At 73.6% G+C, this 15,239-nt stretch carries 14 protein-coding genes, 1 tRNA gene and 1 pseudogene; 8 read left to right on the top strand and 8 right to left on the bottom strand.

Annotation, left to right across the window (positions count from 1 at the left end):
- Positions 1–31: 31 nt before the first annotated feature.
- Positions 32–985, bottom strand: coding sequence for a DUF3068 domain-containing protein (locus tag AB0O67_RS23740; RefSeq protein ID WP_365453317.1), 954 nt, complete (start codon positions 983–985; stop codon positions 32–34).
- Between the two features lie 142 nt (positions 986–1,127).
- Here AB0O67_RS23740 and AB0O67_RS23735 point away from each other — a divergent pair, with 142 nt between their 5' ends.
- Positions 1,128–2,060 (top strand): GNAT family N-acetyltransferase, encoded by a 933-nt coding sequence (locus tag AB0O67_RS23735; RefSeq protein WP_365453314.1) that lies wholly within the window; start codon positions 1,128–1,130, stop codon positions 2,058–2,060.
- 267 nt (positions 2,061–2,327) lie between these two features.
- Complete coding sequence (locus AB0O67_RS23730) at positions 2,328–3,710, top strand: glutamate decarboxylase (protein ID WP_365453311.1); 1,383 nt, start codon at positions 2,328–2,330, stop codon at positions 3,708–3,710.
- Position 3,711: 1 nt separating this feature from the next.
- Here AB0O67_RS23730 and AB0O67_RS23725 read toward each other — a convergent pair whose 3' ends face one another.
- From AB0O67_RS23725 to AB0O67_RS23715, 3 genes are read right to left on the bottom strand one after another with little or no spacing between them, the layout of a single operon-like run.
- Entirely contained in the window at positions 3,712–4,716 is a 1,005-nt protein-coding gene (locus AB0O67_RS23725; RefSeq protein ID WP_365453308.1) for a Gfo/Idh/MocA family oxidoreductase, read from the bottom strand.
- Between the two features lie 60 nt (positions 4,717–4,776).
- Positions 4,777–5,553, bottom strand: coding sequence for an SDR family oxidoreductase (locus tag AB0O67_RS23720; protein WP_365453305.1), 777 nt, complete (start codon positions 5,551–5,553; stop codon positions 4,777–4,779).
- A 15-nt stretch (positions 5,554–5,568) separates the two neighbouring features.
- Positions 5,569–6,735, bottom strand: a complete 1,167-nt coding sequence (locus tag AB0O67_RS23715) for a phytanoyl-CoA dioxygenase family protein (RefSeq protein ID WP_365453371.1) — start codon at positions 6,733–6,735, stop codon at positions 5,569–5,571.
- 105 nt (positions 6,736–6,840) lie between these two features.
- Here AB0O67_RS23715 and AB0O67_RS23710 point away from each other — a divergent pair, with 105 nt between their 5' ends.
- Both AB0O67_RS23710 and AB0O67_RS23705 read left to right on the top strand, forming a co-directional pair.
- The gene (locus AB0O67_RS23710) at positions 6,841–7,875 is read left to right on the top strand and encodes a LacI family DNA-binding transcriptional regulator (protein WP_365453302.1); all 1,035 of its coding nucleotides are present in this window, start codon (positions 6,841–6,843) and stop codon (positions 7,873–7,875) included.
- A 74-nt stretch (positions 7,876–7,949) separates the two neighbouring features.
- A complete protein-coding gene (locus AB0O67_RS23705) occupies positions 7,950–8,561 on the top strand; it encodes a TMEM175 family protein (RefSeq protein ID WP_365453299.1) in 612 nt (203 codons plus the stop codon).
- 10 nt (positions 8,562–8,571) lie between these two features.
- Here AB0O67_RS23705 and AB0O67_RS23700 read toward each other — a convergent pair whose 3' ends face one another.
- A complete protein-coding gene (locus tag AB0O67_RS23700; protein ID WP_365453296.1) occupies positions 8,572–9,735 on the bottom strand; it encodes a Gfo/Idh/MocA family oxidoreductase in 1,164 nt (387 codons plus the stop codon).
- Positions 9,736–9,848: 113 nt separating this feature from the next.
- Between AB0O67_RS23700 and AB0O67_RS23695 the strand changes: the two genes are divergently transcribed.
- Entirely contained in the window at positions 9,849–10,889 is a 1,041-nt protein-coding gene (locus AB0O67_RS23695; protein WP_365453293.1) for a LacI family DNA-binding transcriptional regulator, read from the top strand.
- Between the two features lie 11 nt (positions 10,890–10,900).
- Here the strand turns inward: AB0O67_RS23695 and AB0O67_RS23690 are convergent.
- Positions 10,901–11,123, bottom strand: a pseudogene (locus AB0O67_RS23690) (cupin domain-containing protein); the annotation flags it as partial.
- Positions 11,124–11,446: 323 nt separating this feature from the next.
- On the opposite strand from AB0O67_RS23690, the gene AB0O67_RS23685 reads away from it, so the two are divergent.
- Positions 11,447–12,097, top strand: coding sequence for an SRPBCC family protein (locus AB0O67_RS23685; protein ID WP_365453290.1), 651 nt, complete (start codon positions 11,447–11,449; stop codon positions 12,095–12,097).
- A gap of 140 nt (positions 12,098–12,237) precedes the next feature.
- Positions 12,238–12,311: transfer RNA gene (locus tag AB0O67_RS23680), tRNA-Pro, on the top strand.
- A gap of 51 nt (positions 12,312–12,362) precedes the next feature.
- Here the strand turns inward: AB0O67_RS23680 and AB0O67_RS23675 are convergent.
- Positions 12,363–12,656 (bottom strand): hypothetical protein, encoded by a 294-nt coding sequence (locus AB0O67_RS23675; RefSeq protein WP_365453287.1) that lies wholly within the window; start codon positions 12,654–12,656, stop codon positions 12,363–12,365.
- A gap of 208 nt (positions 12,657–12,864) precedes the next feature.
- Complete coding sequence (locus tag AB0O67_RS23670; protein WP_365453284.1) at positions 12,865–13,950, bottom strand: M12 family metallopeptidase; 1,086 nt, start codon at positions 13,948–13,950, stop codon at positions 12,865–12,867.
- Between the two features lie 95 nt (positions 13,951–14,045).
- Here AB0O67_RS23670 and AB0O67_RS23665 point away from each other — a divergent pair.
- Positions 14,046–15,239: ATP-binding protein (locus AB0O67_RS23665; RefSeq protein WP_365453281.1), on the top strand; the 1,194-nt coding region annotated here is incomplete at its 3' end.

The following is a 15,239-nucleotide window of genomic DNA, read 5'->3' as shown; positions in this document are numbered from 1 at the left end:
GCCACCGGGGGCGGCCCTTGGGGCGGGTGGGTCACCGCTCGTCCGCGGGCCGCCTCCGCCCCCGTACCACCAGCACCCCGCCCACGACCGCGAGGACGAACCCCGCGGCGGCCGCGCCGATCGGGACCGTGTGGCCGACCGCGCGCAGTTGGGCGCTGTCCGCCTTCGCCTTGTCGACCGCGAACTTCTGCGTGGCCGGGGTGTGACTGAGCCTCTCCACGTCCAGCAGGACCACGGCGTCCTTCTCGGCACCCGGGGCGCGCAGGGTCTGGCGGGGGCCCAGCTGGGCGTACAGGACGCGGCCCGTGGGCTGGTCGACGACCAGCTTGATGCCGTGGTTGGCGTACCACTCCTCGGCGAACACCTGAGAGGCCTCGGGCCGTCCGACGAGGGCGCCCGGGACCTGACGGGTGCCGATCTTCGTGGGCGGCACGGTGCCCGTGAAGACGTACCCCTGGTAGCCGCGGATCTCCTCGGTGCCCCGGTAGGAGAGGGTGACCGCCGAGCCGAGCTGGCTGTCCCACCAGCGGTAGGAGCGCTTCTGCACGTCGAACGGGAACTTCAGGTAGGCCTCACCCTCGTGGTACGGCTGCTCCTGACAGCAGTGCGCGGGCCGGTTGCTCCGGCGGTCGGTGACCCAGCGGGCCGTGGAGAAGTCCAAGGCGTCGTGCGGGTCGGCGGCGGGCAGCGACTTCTCCGTGTCGACCGTGGTCACCACGTCCCACACGGCGTGGCCACTGCGTTCGCTGTCACCGACGTCGCCGCGCACCCGCTGGGTGACGGTGACGGGCCGGTCGCGGAGCGTCTCGGCCTCCGCGACGTCGAAATAGCTGCCCGTGCCCTCATAGACGGCGGTCACGTCGATGTCGACCGGGGTCACGGCCGCGCGTGGCTTGACGTACCACGCCAGCATCGGCGCGAGGACGAGCAGGAAGACACCCAGGCCCAGCAGGACCAGGGAGAGGGGCGAGGCGCTACGGCGCATCCGGCACTCCAGGGCTTGGCTGCCCCGGGACCGTAGGCCCTGGCGCCGCACCGCGTCTACGCACCGGCGTGACAAACCTGTTGCGGACCGCGCTCATGGGCACGCCAAAATGGCGTACGCCCGCGCCGACCCCGGAGGCCTCGTGATCCACCGCACCCTGGCCGAGTCAGACCTCGACCGTGTCCTCGCGCTGCTGCCCGCCGGCGAGGTGGGCGTCTGGGCGGACGCGGACGTCTTCCGGAAGAGGCTCGCCACGGGCGAGTACCGGCCGGAGTGGACGTGGGTCGCGGAGGAGGCCGGTGAGCCGCACGCCGTGGCGGTGTGGTGGGGCAGCCCCGGTGACGAGCGACCCGGCGCGCTCGACACCCTGAACGCCGTCGCGTCCCCCGCCCGCACGGACGTCGTCGCCGGGCTCCTCGACGCCGCCCACGCCGCTTTCGGGGGGACCCCGCCGGATTTCCACCTACTTCTCCCCGCCGATTGGCGGGAGCGACCGGACGCCGTCGCCGGCCTCGACTGGCGGCAGGAGGCGGCCGGGCGCGCCGGCCTCACCACGGCGGTCGAACGGCTGCGCTACGAGTGGACCCGCGCGAACGGCGTCCCCACGCCGCCCCGCCGGCTGCGCCTGCGCCCCGAGGCCGACGACGAGGTCTTCGTCGCCCTGTTCCGCCGGGTGCTCGACGGCACGCTCGACGCCGCGTCCCGCACCGCGGCCGCGGCGGTGGGCGCCGAGGCGCAGGCCCGTGCCGACGTCGCGTTCTACCGTGACGTGATGGCGGGCGAGCGCACCTGGTGGCGGGTCGCCGAGGACTTCGACGGCCGCCCGGCCGGCTTCGCGCTGCCCTCCCGCAACAGCGGCTCGCACGTCGTCGGCTACCTGGGCGTCCTGCCCGAGCAGCGCGGCCACGGCTACGTCGACGACCTGCTCGCCGAGACCACCCGCATCCTCGCCGAAGAGGCGGGCGCCGACGTCGTCCGGGCGGACACCGACCTCACGAACCACCCGATGGCCGCCGCCTTCGAACGCCTCGGGTACCGCAACTTCGCCCGGCGGATGGTGCTGTCGGCCGGGTGAGCCGGAGAACGCGGCGCGGCGCGAGCCGGGAGGCGCGGACGGAGTCCCCGGCGAGCCCCCGTGCCCCGGTCCTTGACCGCGGGCGGCGACCGGCAGGGAGTCCCGCGTGGCGTCATCCGGGCGCGCTCGGCGGGCGCCGGACCGGGCCGTGTGCGAGATTTCCGACTGAGGGAGGCCGGGCGCGAGTCGCTGTCCCTCCACCTGTGCCGCTCGGGTACGCCCCCGGCCCGCCCGCCGTGACGTCCCACGACCCGGGGGTTCGACCCGATGGCCCTGCACAAGACCAGCCGCCCGGAGCCGGGCCCCGAAGACGACGTGTACACCCTGCCCATCAGCGAGCGGGCGCTGCCGAAGTACCGGATGCCCGAGGGCGTGTCCGACGCCCGCGCGGTCCGGGCCCTGATCCACGACGAGCTGAGTCTGGACGGCAACGCCTCGCAGAACCTGGCGACCTTCTGCACCACCTGGGCGGAGGCCGAGGTGCACCAGCTGATGGACGAGTGCCTCGGCAAGAACATGGTCGACAAGGACGAGTACCCGCAGACCGCCGCGATCGAGGACCGCTGCGTCCACATGCTCGCCGACCTCTGGAACGCCCCGGACGGAGCCACCACCGTCGGCTGCTCCACCACCGGCTCCAGCGAGGCCGGCATGCTCGGCGGACTCGCCCTGAAGTGGCGCTGGCGCGAGCGCCGCCGCGCCGAGGGCAAGCCCACCGACCGCCCCAACCTGGTCGTCGGACCGGTCCAGGTGTGCTGGGAGAAGTTCGCCCGCTACTTCGACGTGGAGCTGCGCCAGGTCCCCCTGGAGAAGGACGCGCTGGGACTGCGCGCGCACCAACTGCGCGAGTACGTCGACGAGAACACCATCGGCGTGGTCGCGATCCTCGGCGTCACCTACACCTGCGTCTACGAGCCCGTCGCCGAGATCGCCGCGGAGCTCGACCGCATCCACGCGGACACCGGCCTCGACATCCCGGTGCACGTCGACGCGGCCAGCGGCGGCTTCGTCGCCCCGTTCCTCCAGCCCGACCTGGTGTGGGACTTCCGGCTGCCCCGCGTCGCCTCCGTCAACGTCTCGGGCCACAAGTACGGCATGGCGCCGCTCGGCGTCGGCTGGGTGGTGTGGCGCTCGCCCGAACTGCTCCCCGAGGACCTGGTCTTCCGCGTCTCCTACCTCGGCGGCGACATGCCCACCTTCGCCCTGAACTTCTCCCGCCCCGGCGGCGAGGTGATCGCCCAGTACTACAACATGCTGCGCCTGGGCCGCGAGGGCTACGCCAAGGTGCACGGCGCCTGCGCCGGCACCGCCGGGATGCTGGCCGAACAGGTCGCCGGGATGGGTCCCTTCACCGTCCTCTACGACGGCCAGGGCGCCCTGCCCGCGACCACCTGGACGCTGACCGAGCCCGACACCACGCCCTTCACGCTGTACGACGTCACCGACCAGTTGCGCCGCCGCGGCTGGCAGGTACCGGCGTATCCGCTCGCCCTCGGCCGGGAGGAGACCGTCGTGCAGCGCGTCCTGGTCCGGCACGGCACCGGTTACGACAAGATCGCGCTGCTCGCGAGCGACCTGCGCACCGCCGTCGACCGCCTGCGGGAGGGGCCGACGTCCCATGTGGCGCCGCAGCCGGGTTTCCACCACTGACTCAGGCGGCGCGGACCTCCTCGATGCGCACCGGCCGGTGCTCCCGCAGCGACAGCGTGCACGCCTCCGCGATCCAGCCCGCCTCCAGCGCGTCCGCGACCGTGCACGGCGAGGGCCGACTGCCCGCGACGACCTCGGTGAACGCGCTGAGTTCGGCGCGGTAGGCGGCGGTGAAGCGGTCCATGAAGAAGTCGTGCGGGGTGCCCGCCGGGAAGGTCACGCCGGGCTCCACCGACCGCAGCGGCAGCTTGTCCTCCAGGCCGACGGCGAGGGAGTCCTCGAAGCCGTGCAGCTCCATCCGCACGTCGTAGCCGCGGCCGTTGTGACGGCTGTTGGAGATCACGGCGATCGTGCCGTCGTCCAGCGTGAGCAGCGCACCCGTGGTGTCCGCGTCGCCCGCCTCCGCGATGTACCGCGCACCCCGGTTGCCGCCGACGGCGTAGACCTCGGTCACCTCGCGGCCCGTCACCCAGCGGATGATGTCGAAGTCGTGCACGGAGCAGTCGCGGAAGATGCCACCGGAGGCGGCGACGTACGCGGCCGGCGGCGGCGCCGGGTCCAGGGTCGTCGACCGTACGGTGTGCAGCTTGCCCAGCTCACCGGCGAGCACGGCGTCCCGTGCGGCGGCGAACCCGGCGTCGAAGCGCCGGTTGTAGCCGATCTGCACCGGCACGTCCCGGCTCTCGACGGCCCGCAGCACCGCCACGCCCTCGGCCATGGTGCGGGCGACGGGCTTCTCGCAGAACACGGGCACGCCCGCGTCCACCGCCGCCAGGACGAGGCCGGGGTGGGCGTCGGTCGCGGCGGCGATCACCACGCCGTCGATCCCGGCGGCCAGCACCGCCTCGGGCGAGTCGGCGACCTCGGCCCCGAATCGTTCGGCGGCGGACTTGGCGGCCTCCGCGAACGGGTCGGCGACGACGAGCGAGTCGACCGCGTCGAGTCCGGAGAGGGTTTCGGCGTGGAAGGCACCGATGCGGCCGAGGCCCAGAATTCCGATACGCATGAGGGTGTTGCTCCTTGAGGTCCTTGAGGCAGGGAGGGCGTACGAGGGGGGAAGCCGCGGTCAGTCGAGTCCGCCGAGGACGTTCTGGTCCCAGTCGATCACCGAACCGGTCACCACTCCGGACCGGTCGGACAGCAGCAGGACGACGAAGTCGGCGATCTCGTCCGGTTGGCCGAGCCGGCCCATGGGCAGTTCGGCGGCGGCCTGTTCGCGCCAGTCGTCGCCGGCGCCGTGGAAGGCGCGTTGCGTGGCGTCCTCGCCTTCCGTGGCGGTCCAGCCGATGTTGAGGCCGTTGATCCGGATCCGGTCCCAGCGGTGGGCGTGCGCGGCGTTGCGGGTGAGGCCGGCGAGTCCGGCCTTGGCGGCGACGTAGGGGGCCAGGAACGGCTGGCCGCCGTGTGCCGAGGACGTGATGACGTTGACGATCGTGCCGGGCGCCGCGCGCGCCAGCATGTCGGCGACGGCGGCCTGCATCGCGAAGAACGGTCCCTTCAGGTTGATCGCGATGTGCTGGTCGAACAGCTCGGGCGTGGTGTCGAGCAGCGTGCCCCGGGAGGTCAGGCCCGCGGAGTTGACCAGGCAGTCGATCCGGCCGTACACGGCGACGGTCCGCTCCACCGCGTCCTTCGCCTGCCCGGCGTCCGCGAGGTCGGCCCGCAGGAAGACGGCCTCGGCGCCCGCGGCCGTCAGTTCCGCCACCAGCGCCTCACCGGGCTCGGGGCGCCGCCCGGTGACGGCCACGACCGCGCCCTCCCGCACCGCGGCCCGCGCGACGGCGGCGCCGACGCCCTGGCTGCCGCCGTTGACGAGGACGACCTTGTCGTCGAGAAGTTTCATGCCGCCTCGTTCCTCTCAGCTCTCGCGCCGCTCGGCGCCGGCCCGCAGCGCCGCCCGCAGGGCCTCGGGGGTCCAGTCCTCGCGCAGCGCCCGCCGTACGAGATCCGCCTGGGAGGGCGGGGCCAGCCCCTCGACCGGCGGGTCGCTGTCGAGGTTGGTGGGGAAGGGGTAGCCCTCGGCGCTCGCGGCGATCACATGGTGCAGCCGGCGCTCGTCGGCGCCCTCGGCCCGCAGTTCGCGCAGCACCGGGAAGACGGCGTTGACGACGGCCTCCCGGTCCACGGTCTCCATCGCGCGTCCGAAGGCGGACGACACCTGGAGCAGGTTCGCCATGCGCCGTATGTCCCGGGAGCGGTTGGTGCCGGCGGCGTGGAACAGCGCGGGGTTGAAGAAGACGGCGTCGCCTTTGACTAGCGGCAGCTGGACGTGGTGGGCCTCGAAGTAGGTCCGGAAGTCCGGGAGCCGCCAGGCCAGATAGCCGGGCTCGTACGTCTGCGAGTACGGCAGGTACATCGTCGGCCCGGACTCCACCGGCATGTCGGCATGCGCGACGGCGCCCTGCAGGGTGAGCACGGGGGAGAGGCGGTGCACATGCGCCGGGTATGCCGCCGCGGCCCTGTTCGACAGGAACCCCAGGTGGTAGTCGCGGTGCGCGCTCTGCGCGGCGCCGCCCGGGTTGACGACGTTGACCTGTGAGGTCACCTGGTAGCCGGGGCCGAGCCAGGCCTCCGCGACCAGGGCCAGGACGTCGTTGGCGTAGTAGTCGGCGAACGCCCGGGGGTCGTACAGGGCCGTCTTCTCCAGCGCGTTCCACACCCGGTCGTTGGCCCCTGGTTTCGCGAAGTGGTCGCCCGCGGCGCTACCCGAGGCGCGCTGTTCGGCGATCAGGGCCTCGAACACGTCCGTGACGGCGTCGACCGCCGCCGGGTCCGGGAAGGCTGCCCGCAGGACCACGATGCCGGGGCCGTCGGCGAGCGCGCGGACCAGTTCGGCCTGGACGTCCTGCCGGTCCGGGGCCATCCGCAGCCGCTCGCTGTCGTAGACGAGGACGTTCTGCTCCACGGAGGAGGCGTACGGATGTTCGGCGGCGTCGGTGGTCCGCTCGACCTGGGCCCGGAAGGCGTCGAGGTCGCAGTCCCGCTCGGAGAGCCGGGCACCGCGGTGTACGGAGGTGAAGGACATCGGCGTCCCCTCGGTGACGGGATGGCACAGCGCTGTCATTCTTGTCAGTACAAACCCCTCGAACAACCAGCAGCAACCCATCAAAAACCCCTCAAGGAGCTGTCCGTGGGCCACCCCTTCCCGATCCGGGAGATCGCACGTCAGGCCGGGTTGAGCGAGGCCACCGTCGACCGGGTCCTCAACGGGCGGGGCGGCGTGCGCGACAGCACCGCGGGGGAGGTGCGCCGCGCCATCGCCGACCTGGACCGGCAGCGCACCCAGGTCCGGCTGGTCGGCCGTACCTTCATGATCGACATCGTGATGCAGGCGCCGGAGCGGTTCACCACCGCCGTGCGCGCCGCCCTGGAGGCGGAGTTGCCGGGCCTGCACCCGGCCGTCGTGCGCTCGCGCTTCCACTTCCGCGAGACCGGGCCCGTGGCGGAGCAGGTGCGGACCCTGGACCGGATCGCCCGGCGCGGCTCCCAGGGCGTGGTCCTCAAGGCCCCGGACGTCCCCGAGGTCACGGCCGCCGTGGCCCGGCTGGTCGCGGCCGGCATCCCCGTCGTCACCCTGGTCACCGACCTGCCCGCCAGCGCCCGCCTCGGCTACGTCGGCATCGACAACCGGGCGGCGGGCGCGACCGCGGCGTACCTCATGGGCCAGTGGCTCGGCGACCGGCCCGGCAATGTCCTCACCAGCCTCAGCAGCGGCTTCTTCCGCAACGAGGAGGAGCGCGAGATGGGCTTCCGCGGCGCGATGCGTGCCCGGCACCCGGAGCGCGCCCTCGTGGAGATCGCCGAGGGCCAGGGCCTGGACGCCACGCAGTACGACCTCGTCCGCGCCGCACTGGACCGCGACCCGGACATCCGCGCGGTCTACTCCATCGGAGGTGGCAACATCGCCACCCTGCGCGCGTTCGCGGACCTGGGCCGGGAGTGCGCGGTGTTCGTCGCGCACGACCTGGACCACGACAACACCCGCCTGCTGCGCGACAACCGCCTGTCGGCCGTGCTCCACCACGACCTGCGCCAGGACCTGCGCGAGGCCTGCCATCTGGTGATGCGCGCGCACGGCGCGCTCCCGCCCGCCGGGCCCACCCTGCCCTCCGCGATCCAGGTCGTCACGCCCTACAACCTGCCGCCCCAGGCGGCGGCCGTGTGACATCGGCGGGGGTGCGGGCACGGACCGGGCGTGTATCCCCGCGCGCCGGGCCGTGGCTCCCTACCGTCGTGCGCATGGGGAAATCGATCCCGGCCGGCGGGCCCGAGCGGGTGGTGGCGCTCGCCGACGGCGTGTTCGCCATCGCCATCACCCTGCTCGTCCTGGACCTTTCCGTGCCCCGGGGCCTGGACTCCGCGCAGTACCAGGAGGCGCTGTACGAGCTGCTCCCCGACTTCGGGGCCTACGCGCTGAGCGTGGCCGTGCTGGGCGGCTTCTGGCGCGACCACCGCAGGATCTTCGGCCCCGTCCGGCAGGTCGACAGCCGGCTCGTCTCGCTGTCCCTGCTCGGTCTGGGGATCGCGGCCCTGCTCCCCTTCCCGACCCGGCTGCTCGCCGACTACGGCGGGGAAGCGGCCTCGGCCGCGATCTACGGCGCGGCGGTCGCCGCCCTCGGCGCCACCCACCTCGCCATGTCCGTCCTGGTGGCCAGGCGCCCGGGGCTGCGCGCCGGCGCCCCCACCGACGTGGGCAGCGGGCGCGACCTGCTCGATCCCGTCGTGACGGTCGTCGTCTTCCTCGTCACCGTCCCGCTGGCCGCGCTGGCCGGATCGCAGGCCATGCTGTGGTGGCTGGTCCTGATCCCGGCCAGGCTCTGGACCGCGCGGACGGCCCGCCGGGTGCGCTGACCGCTCCCGTTCAGCCGGCCGCGTCGACGGCCACCCAGGCACCGCTCCCGGCGGACCGCGCCATCGCGTCCAGCACCGTGGCACTGCTCACGGCGTCCGGCAGCGTGGCCCCGTACGGGGTGCCCTCGGCGATCGAGCGCAGGAAGCGGTACGCCTCGACGACCTTCAGGTCGTCGTAGCCCATGGCGTTGGCGGCACCCGGCTGGAATGCGGCGAACTCGCCCTGCCCCGGGCCGACGTACACCGTGCTCACCGGCTGGTCCTGGTAGGCGGTGCCCCGGCTGATCGCCAGCTCGTTCATGCGCCGGAAGTCCCAGAACACCGCGCCCCTGGTGCCGTGCACCTCGAAGCCGTAGTTGTTCTGCTCGCCGACCGACACCCGGCAGGCCTCCAGGACGCCCCGGGCACCGGAGGCGAAGCGCAACAGGCAGTTCACGTAGTCCTCGTTCTCGACCGGGCCGAGTGCGCCGCCGGTGGCACGGGAGTGGCCGGCGGTGGCGCCGGTGGGGCGGGCCCGCTCCGGGACGAAGATCGCCGTGTCGGCGGTGAGCGACGCGATCTCGCCGAGCAGGAAACGGGCCAGGTCCACCCCGTGCGAGGCCAGGTCGCCCAGCACTCCGCTGCCGCCGCGCTCCCGCTCGTAACGCCAGGTCAGGGCACCCTCGGGATGGGCCGCGTAGTCGCTGAACAGCCGGATCCGGGCATGGGTGACCGTGCCCAGCTCACCGCTGGCGATCAGCTCGCGGGCGGTCTCCACGGCAGGCGCGTTGCGGTAGTTGAAGCCGACCGCGCCCTGCACCCCGGCCGCGGCCACCGCCGCGGCGACCGCGCGGGCGTCCCCGGCCGTGAGGCCCACCGGCTTCTCGATCCAGACGTGCTTGCCGGCCTCGGCCATCGCCACGCCGATCTCGCGGTGCAGGAAGTTCGGCGCGGTGATGCTGACCGCCCGCACCCGCGGGTCGGCGGCCACCTCGCGCCAGTCACGGGTCGCCGAGACGAACCCGAACTGCGCGGCGGCCTGTTCGGCCCGGCCCGGCACCTCCTCGGCGACGGTCACCAGCTCCGGACGCAGGGCGAGGTCCGGATAGTGGTGCGGCAGGCGGGCGTACGCCTGGGTGTGCACCCGGCCCATCCAGCCGAACCCGACGACGGCGACACCGAGCGTGCTCACCATGACAGCGCCCTTCTTTGGACCGGTCCATACCTGCTCGGCTCACGATCAGCGGCCACTCTGCCTGCTGTCAATCCCTTTGACAACTCGGCGCGGCCCATGGAACGGTCCATCCCATGCGAAGACCGCCCACCATCCGCGACGTGGCGGAGCACGCCGGTGTCTCCAAGTCGCTGGTCTCCCTGGTGCTGCGCGGCTCCGGCCAGGTCCGCCCGGAGAAGCGCGAGGCGGTGCTGCGGGCCGTGCGCGAGCTGGGCTACCGGCCGAACGCCGCCGCCCGCAGCCTCAGCGAACGGCGCACCCGTCCCCGGCCCGGGCCTCACTCCACCGGGGGGACCCCCGTCGTCGGCGTCCTCCTGAACGACCTGCGCAACCCCTGGTTCGTCGACCTGCTCGACGGCCTGAACTCGCTGCTGCACACGGCCGGCCTGCACATGCTGCTCGCCGACGCCCGCCTCAACCGGCGTGTCGGCGACGACCTCACGGGGCCCTTCCTGGACCTCGGGGCCGACGGCCTGGTCGTCGTCGGCACCCTGCCCGACCCGGCCGCGCTCGGCACGGTCGCCGCCCGCATCCCGGTCGTCGTCGCGGGCGCCCGCGCACCGGCGCCCCCCGGCGTCGACGTCGTCGCCGGTGACGACGAGCACGGCACACGCCTGCTCACCGAGCACCTCATCGGGCTCGGGCACCGGCGGATCGCGCACCTCGCCGGGTACGGCGCGGTCGGCGAGCTGCGCCGGCGGAGCTTCGAGGCGACGATGCGGGCGCACGGCCTCGCCGGGGACGCGGTCGTCGAGCCCTGCGACCAGACCGAGGAGGGCGGCCACCGCGCCGCCGTCCGGCTGCTCGCCCGACCCGGCCGGCCCACCGCCGTCCTCGCCGTCAACGACATCGCCGCCGTCGGCGCCCTCTCCGCGGCCGAGGACCTGGGCCTGAGCGTGCCGGGCGACCTCTCCGTGACCGGCTACGACAACACCAGCATCTCCCGGCTGCGCCATCTGTGGCTGACCACGGTCGACAACGCCGGCCACGAGGTCGGCCGCCGCGCCGCACGCTGCCTGCTCGACCGGCTGGAGACACCCGGGGGAGAGGGCCGGCTCCAACTCGCGGCGCCGACGCTGGAGGTGCGCGGCACAACGGGCGCGGTGGGTGGCTGAGGCGGCACCTGCAGATCGATCGCGTACGCCTTGCGCAGCGTCTGGTGCACCGTCCACGTCGTCCGGTCGCCCGCGCGCAGCACCGCCATGTCGCCGGGGCCGACGCGCAGGGTGGGCCCGTCCGACACCTCGATCGCCGCCGAGCCGCTGATGACCACGAACAATCTGCGCGGGGTCGAGCGGCTCCGGTCCGAGTTCGGCGTCGGGGATGTGGAGAGCGAAGCTGTGGTCCATGGAGCGGCCCCAACCAGGGTGAACGCCCACCCGGTGCCGACAGGGTGTGCGGTGTCGGCGCCCGCGGGCGGACAGATCGTCGCGGGCGCGGAATCCGGCCGCGGAGGTACGTGGGACGGCGGTGTCACCGCCGCACCAGCATGCTGAGCGCGTTGGCCACCACCACCGCCCCGATCCCCGACCACTCCGCCACGCCCAGCCCCTGACCGAGGATCACCCAGCCGCTTCTGGACACCCCGCCTGGACGCCCTGGCCACCGAGCTGGCGCGCGGCAGACGCGAGCGCCGGCTGAGCGGCACCGACGACCCACCGAGGAGCAGCACATGATCGACGTCACCCATCAGATCAACGCCGTCACCCGCCAGGTCGGCAAGCGCGTCTTCAAGGCGGGCGAGGCCCGCGTGGTCACCGTGAGCCAGACCTACGACGCCGCGCTGGACGACGTCTGGGACGCCTGCACCAACTCCGAGCGCCTGCCCCGCTGGTTCGCGCCGGTCACCGGCGAGCTCCGGCTCGGCGGCCGCTACCAGGTGCAGGGCAACGCCTCCGGCACCGTCGAGCGCTGCGACCCGCCCAAGGGCTTCTTCGCGACCTGGGAGTACGGCGGCGAGGTCAGCTGGATCGAGCTGCGCCTCACGCCCGAGGGCGACGAGCGCACCCGCTTCCAGCTGGAGCACATCGCCCACGTCGACGACGAGCGGTGGGCGCGGTTCGGGCCCGGCGCGGTCGGCGTCGGCTGGGACCTGGCCGTCATGGGCCTCGCCCGCCATCTGTCCGGTGCGCCCGCCGTCGACCCCGCACAAGCGGAGGCCTGGTCGCTGACGGAGGAGGGCGTCCGGTTCGTGACCCTCAGCAGCGAGGGGTGGTACGCGGCGAGCGTGGCGTCCGGCGAGGCCGAGGGGGCGGCACGCGAGGCGGCGGACCGGACCACCGCGTTCTACACGGGCGCGGAACAGCACGACGCCGGCGAGTAGCGCCCCCGCCTCTGCCGCCTTCGTCGGAGAACGGCTCCCCACCGGATGAAGCCTGGGCACCCGGCGCGTGAACGAGGCCTCGCGCCGTATGGGGTAGGGTCTACCTGCGTGTTCACCCGGATCTCCGGGTGCCGACGCACCGGGACGTGGCGCAGCTTGGTAGCGCACTTGACTGGGGGTCAAGGGGTCGCAGGTTCAAATCCTGTCGTCCCGACGGTGCGAAGAGGGCCTTCGCCGGTGGGAGCCGGCGAAGGCCCTTCGTGTGTCACGCGGTGCGCCTGCCGCGCAGCAGCCGCCACAGCACCCAGGCCTGGGCCAGGCCTCCGGCGGTCAGCAGCAGGACGGACGCCTCGGACGACGCGGGTATCGCCAGCAGGGGGATCGACACGGGCAGGGTCAGGGCGATGAGCCATATCCCGCCGAAGCCGGGGTCACCCGCGGCGACCAGCGCGCCCAGCCAGGCGGCGACGCCGACGACGAGCGTGGCGTAGCCCCCGGCGAGCAGCAGGGCGATGTCTCCGTGGGTGTACAGACCGGCGGTCTGCCGGGGCGAACGCATGGGATCTCCTCGGGTACGGGACTGTGTCCGTACCGGAGTACCCGTCCTGGCCGCGCCGAGGCCCGGGTGGCGCTTCCCGGCCGGGGACGAGGACGTCCGCCCAGGGTGTGGCGTGGTCGGAGCCCGTCACCCTCCCCCGAAGGTGACGGACCCCGACCGCTCCCCCGGTGCCGGACTGTGGTCCAGGCGTCCGTGTGGGGCCGTGCGGTCACCAGCACATGACCGCCGTCTCGCCCGGACCCCACGAGGAGTACAGGCGCACACGGACGAAGTAGCGGCGGCCCTTGACGAGCCGGGCCCGGACAGTGGCGTTGCCGGGGGTGCCTCCGTCGTCCTGTCCGGCCAGGTAGCGGGGTTCGCCGTCCCGCTCCTCGAAGACCACGACGACGGTGTCGCTGTCGCCGAAGGTGCCCACGGTGTACGTGCGGGTCTGAGGCGGCTCGACGACGAAGTCCGCCTGCTCGCCCGGTCCCAGACCGAGCGGCGCCGAACGGAACGGCACCAGCGCGGGCGGCCGCGCGGGGCCGGACGGCGGGTACCAGCGGAGTACGAACTCCTTGTCGAGGGTGGAGAGCGTGCCGGGCGGGTTCAGCCCTCCGCGGAACTGCTCGGGCTCCAGGATCAGCCCCGACGCGAACGGATACTCCATGATCGAGTGCGGGTCCCAGACGGAGCCGTTGACCTCGTCCGGGTCGAGCTTGCGCAGGATGTTGAGGAACGTCCGGTCGCGGTTCCAGAAGTTCGGCGGGCCCGCCAGCTCGTCGTAGACGGCCTCGTCGTCCCAGTGGATACCGGCGAACGGGCTCTGGTGCTCGTGCAGCATCCCGAGCGCGTGCCCGATCTCGTGCAGCGCCGTCCCGCGCTCCCCGGGCTCTGTCAGGTCCCAGCCGAAGTTCATCGTGCGTTCGCCCCGGCCGGCCCGCAGCGCGTCCTTGCCCACGGTCGACCACGAGCCGTCGCCCGGCTGGAAGCCGATCCGCAGTTCGGCCTCCGTCCGGTCGTCGACCTCGGTGAAGGTCAGGCCGATGCCCAGACCTTGCCACTCCGCCAGGCACTCGCGGACGACGTCCTGCTGCTCCTTGGCGCCGCCCCACGACACCCGCCGCGTCTCCGCGGTCCCCGGCACGGGGATCACGGAGCCGTCGGCGTCGCCGGCGAAGAAGTAGTAATGCAGAACGCTGCCGTTGACCCACATCCGGCGTCCGCCGGCGAGCGCACTGAGCCGCTCGGCGGTCAGCCCCGGCTGGAAGACGGGGGCCGACGCCTGCGCGAGGGAGCAGTAGCGTCCGGGCATGCGCACAGACTGCCGTCGGACGCACCCGGGGCGCCTGAGTCGGGGGCTACTCAAGTCGCCCTGTATCAGGACTGGGTAGTGGCACTCATGTTGACGTGACGACTTACGAACACGACGCGAAGACCGTGGAGTTGCCCTGGCCGTTCACCGGGCGGGAGGACGAGCTCGAACTCGTGCGCCGCTCGCTGGCCGCCGGCCGGCACGGCATCGTGGTGACCGGGCCCGCCGGGTGCGGCAAGACCCGCCTGGCCACCGAGGCCGTCCGGGGCGTCGACTGCGCCAGGGCCGCCGGGACGCCCGAGACCCGCCGGATCCCCTTCGCCGCGTTCGCCCCGCTGCTGCCCGAGCGGGTCACCCTGCACCGGGCGGTGCAACTGCTCTCCGGCACCCGGATGTTGCTGGTGGACGACGCCCATCTGCTCGACGACGCCTCCGCCGCCCTGGTCCACCAGCTCGCCGTGCACGGCCGCACCCGCCTGCTGGTCGTCGTCACCGACAGTGCGCCCGTGCCCGCGGCGGTGTCCCGCCTGTGGACCGGCGAACTGCTGCCCCGCCTCGCCCTGGAACCACTGCCCGCCGAGGAGACGCCGCACCTGCTCACCGCGGGCGCCCGCGCCCCGCTGGAGCCGCTCACCGCGAACCGGCTGCACCATCTGTGCCAGGGTGACCTGCGCCTCCTGCGCGACCTGGTCGGCGCGTTGCGCGACAGCGGCCAGTTCACCCGCGTCGAGGGCACGGACGAGCGGGAGTGGCGCGGGCCCGCGCCGGTCACCGCGACGGTCCTCGACCGGATCGCCCCCGCCCTGGACCGCGCGGCCCCCGACGAGCGCGAGACCCTCGACCGCCTCGCCTTCGCCGAACCCCTCCCGCTGCCCATGGACGCCCTCGACCTCGGCATCCTCGAACGGCTCGAACACGACGCCCTGATCCACATCGACGACGAGGGCGCCGTCCAGCTGTCCCACCCCCTGCTCGGCCCGACCCTGCGCGCCACGGCCGGCAAGCTGCGCACCCGGCGCCTGGCGGGCACCCCGGACCGGTGCGACGCCGCACTCGCCGCGGAACAGGCCGCGCTGCTGCGGCACGTCGAACGGGCCGACGTAAGGTCGCCGGCCACGCCCGTGGGGGAGTGGCTCGTGGCCGAGGGCCTCTCGGTTCCGCCCGGGTACGCCGCCGTACGCGCGCGGCTCGCGCGGCTGCGCGGCGAGCTGCGGGAAGCCGGGGCGTGGGCCAGGGAGGGGCTGCGCGGCGCGGCCGGCGACGGCCCTTGCCGCGCCGAACTCGCCCTC

The sequence above is a fragment of the Streptomyces sp. NPDC086077 genome (genome assembly GCF_040686175.1).
Taxonomy (GTDB): Bacteria; Actinomycetota; Actinomycetes; order Streptomycetales; family Streptomycetaceae; genus Streptomyces.
This window is presented reverse-complemented; position numbering and strand designations above follow the sequence as displayed.

Excerpts from the sequence above, each read along its gene's own strand:
- AB0O67_RS23740 (WP_365453317.1), bottom strand. The coding sequence starts at position 985 with ATGCGCCGTAGCGCCTCGCCCCTCTCCCTGGTCCTGCTGGGCCTGGGT.
- AB0O67_RS23730 (WP_365453311.1), top strand. The coding sequence starts at position 2,328 with ATGGCCCTGCACAAGACCAGCCGCCCGGAGCCGGGCCCCGAAGACGAC.
- AB0O67_RS23725 (WP_365453308.1), bottom strand. The coding sequence starts at position 4,716 with ATGCGTATCGGAATTCTGGGCCTCGGCCGCATCGGTGCCTTCCACGCC.
- AB0O67_RS23720 (WP_365453305.1), bottom strand. The coding sequence starts at position 5,553 with ATGAAACTTCTCGACGACAAGGTCGTCCTCGTCAACGGCGGCAGCCAG.
- AB0O67_RS23715 (WP_365453371.1), bottom strand. The coding sequence starts at position 6,735 with ATGTCCTTCACCTCCGTACACCGCGGTGCCCGGCTCTCCGAGCGGGAC.
- AB0O67_RS23705 (WP_365453299.1), top strand. The coding sequence starts at position 7,950 with ATGGGGAAATCGATCCCGGCCGGCGGGCCCGAGCGGGTGGTGGCGCTC.
- AB0O67_RS23700 (WP_365453296.1), bottom strand. The coding sequence starts at position 9,735 with ATGGTGAGCACGCTCGGTGTCGCCGTCGTCGGGTTCGGCTGGATGGGC.
- AB0O67_RS23695 (WP_365453293.1), top strand. The coding sequence starts at position 9,849 with ATGCGAAGACCGCCCACCATCCGCGACGTGGCGGAGCACGCCGGTGTC.
- AB0O67_RS23685 (WP_365453290.1), top strand. The coding sequence starts at position 11,447 with ATGATCGACGTCACCCATCAGATCAACGCCGTCACCCGCCAGGTCGGC.
- AB0O67_RS23675 (WP_365453287.1), bottom strand. The coding sequence starts at position 12,656 with ATGCGTTCGCCCCGGCAGACCGCCGGTCTGTACACCCACGGAGACATC.
- AB0O67_RS23670 (WP_365453284.1), bottom strand. The coding sequence starts at position 13,950 with ATGCCCGGACGCTACTGCTCCCTCGCGCAGGCGTCGGCCCCCGTCTTC.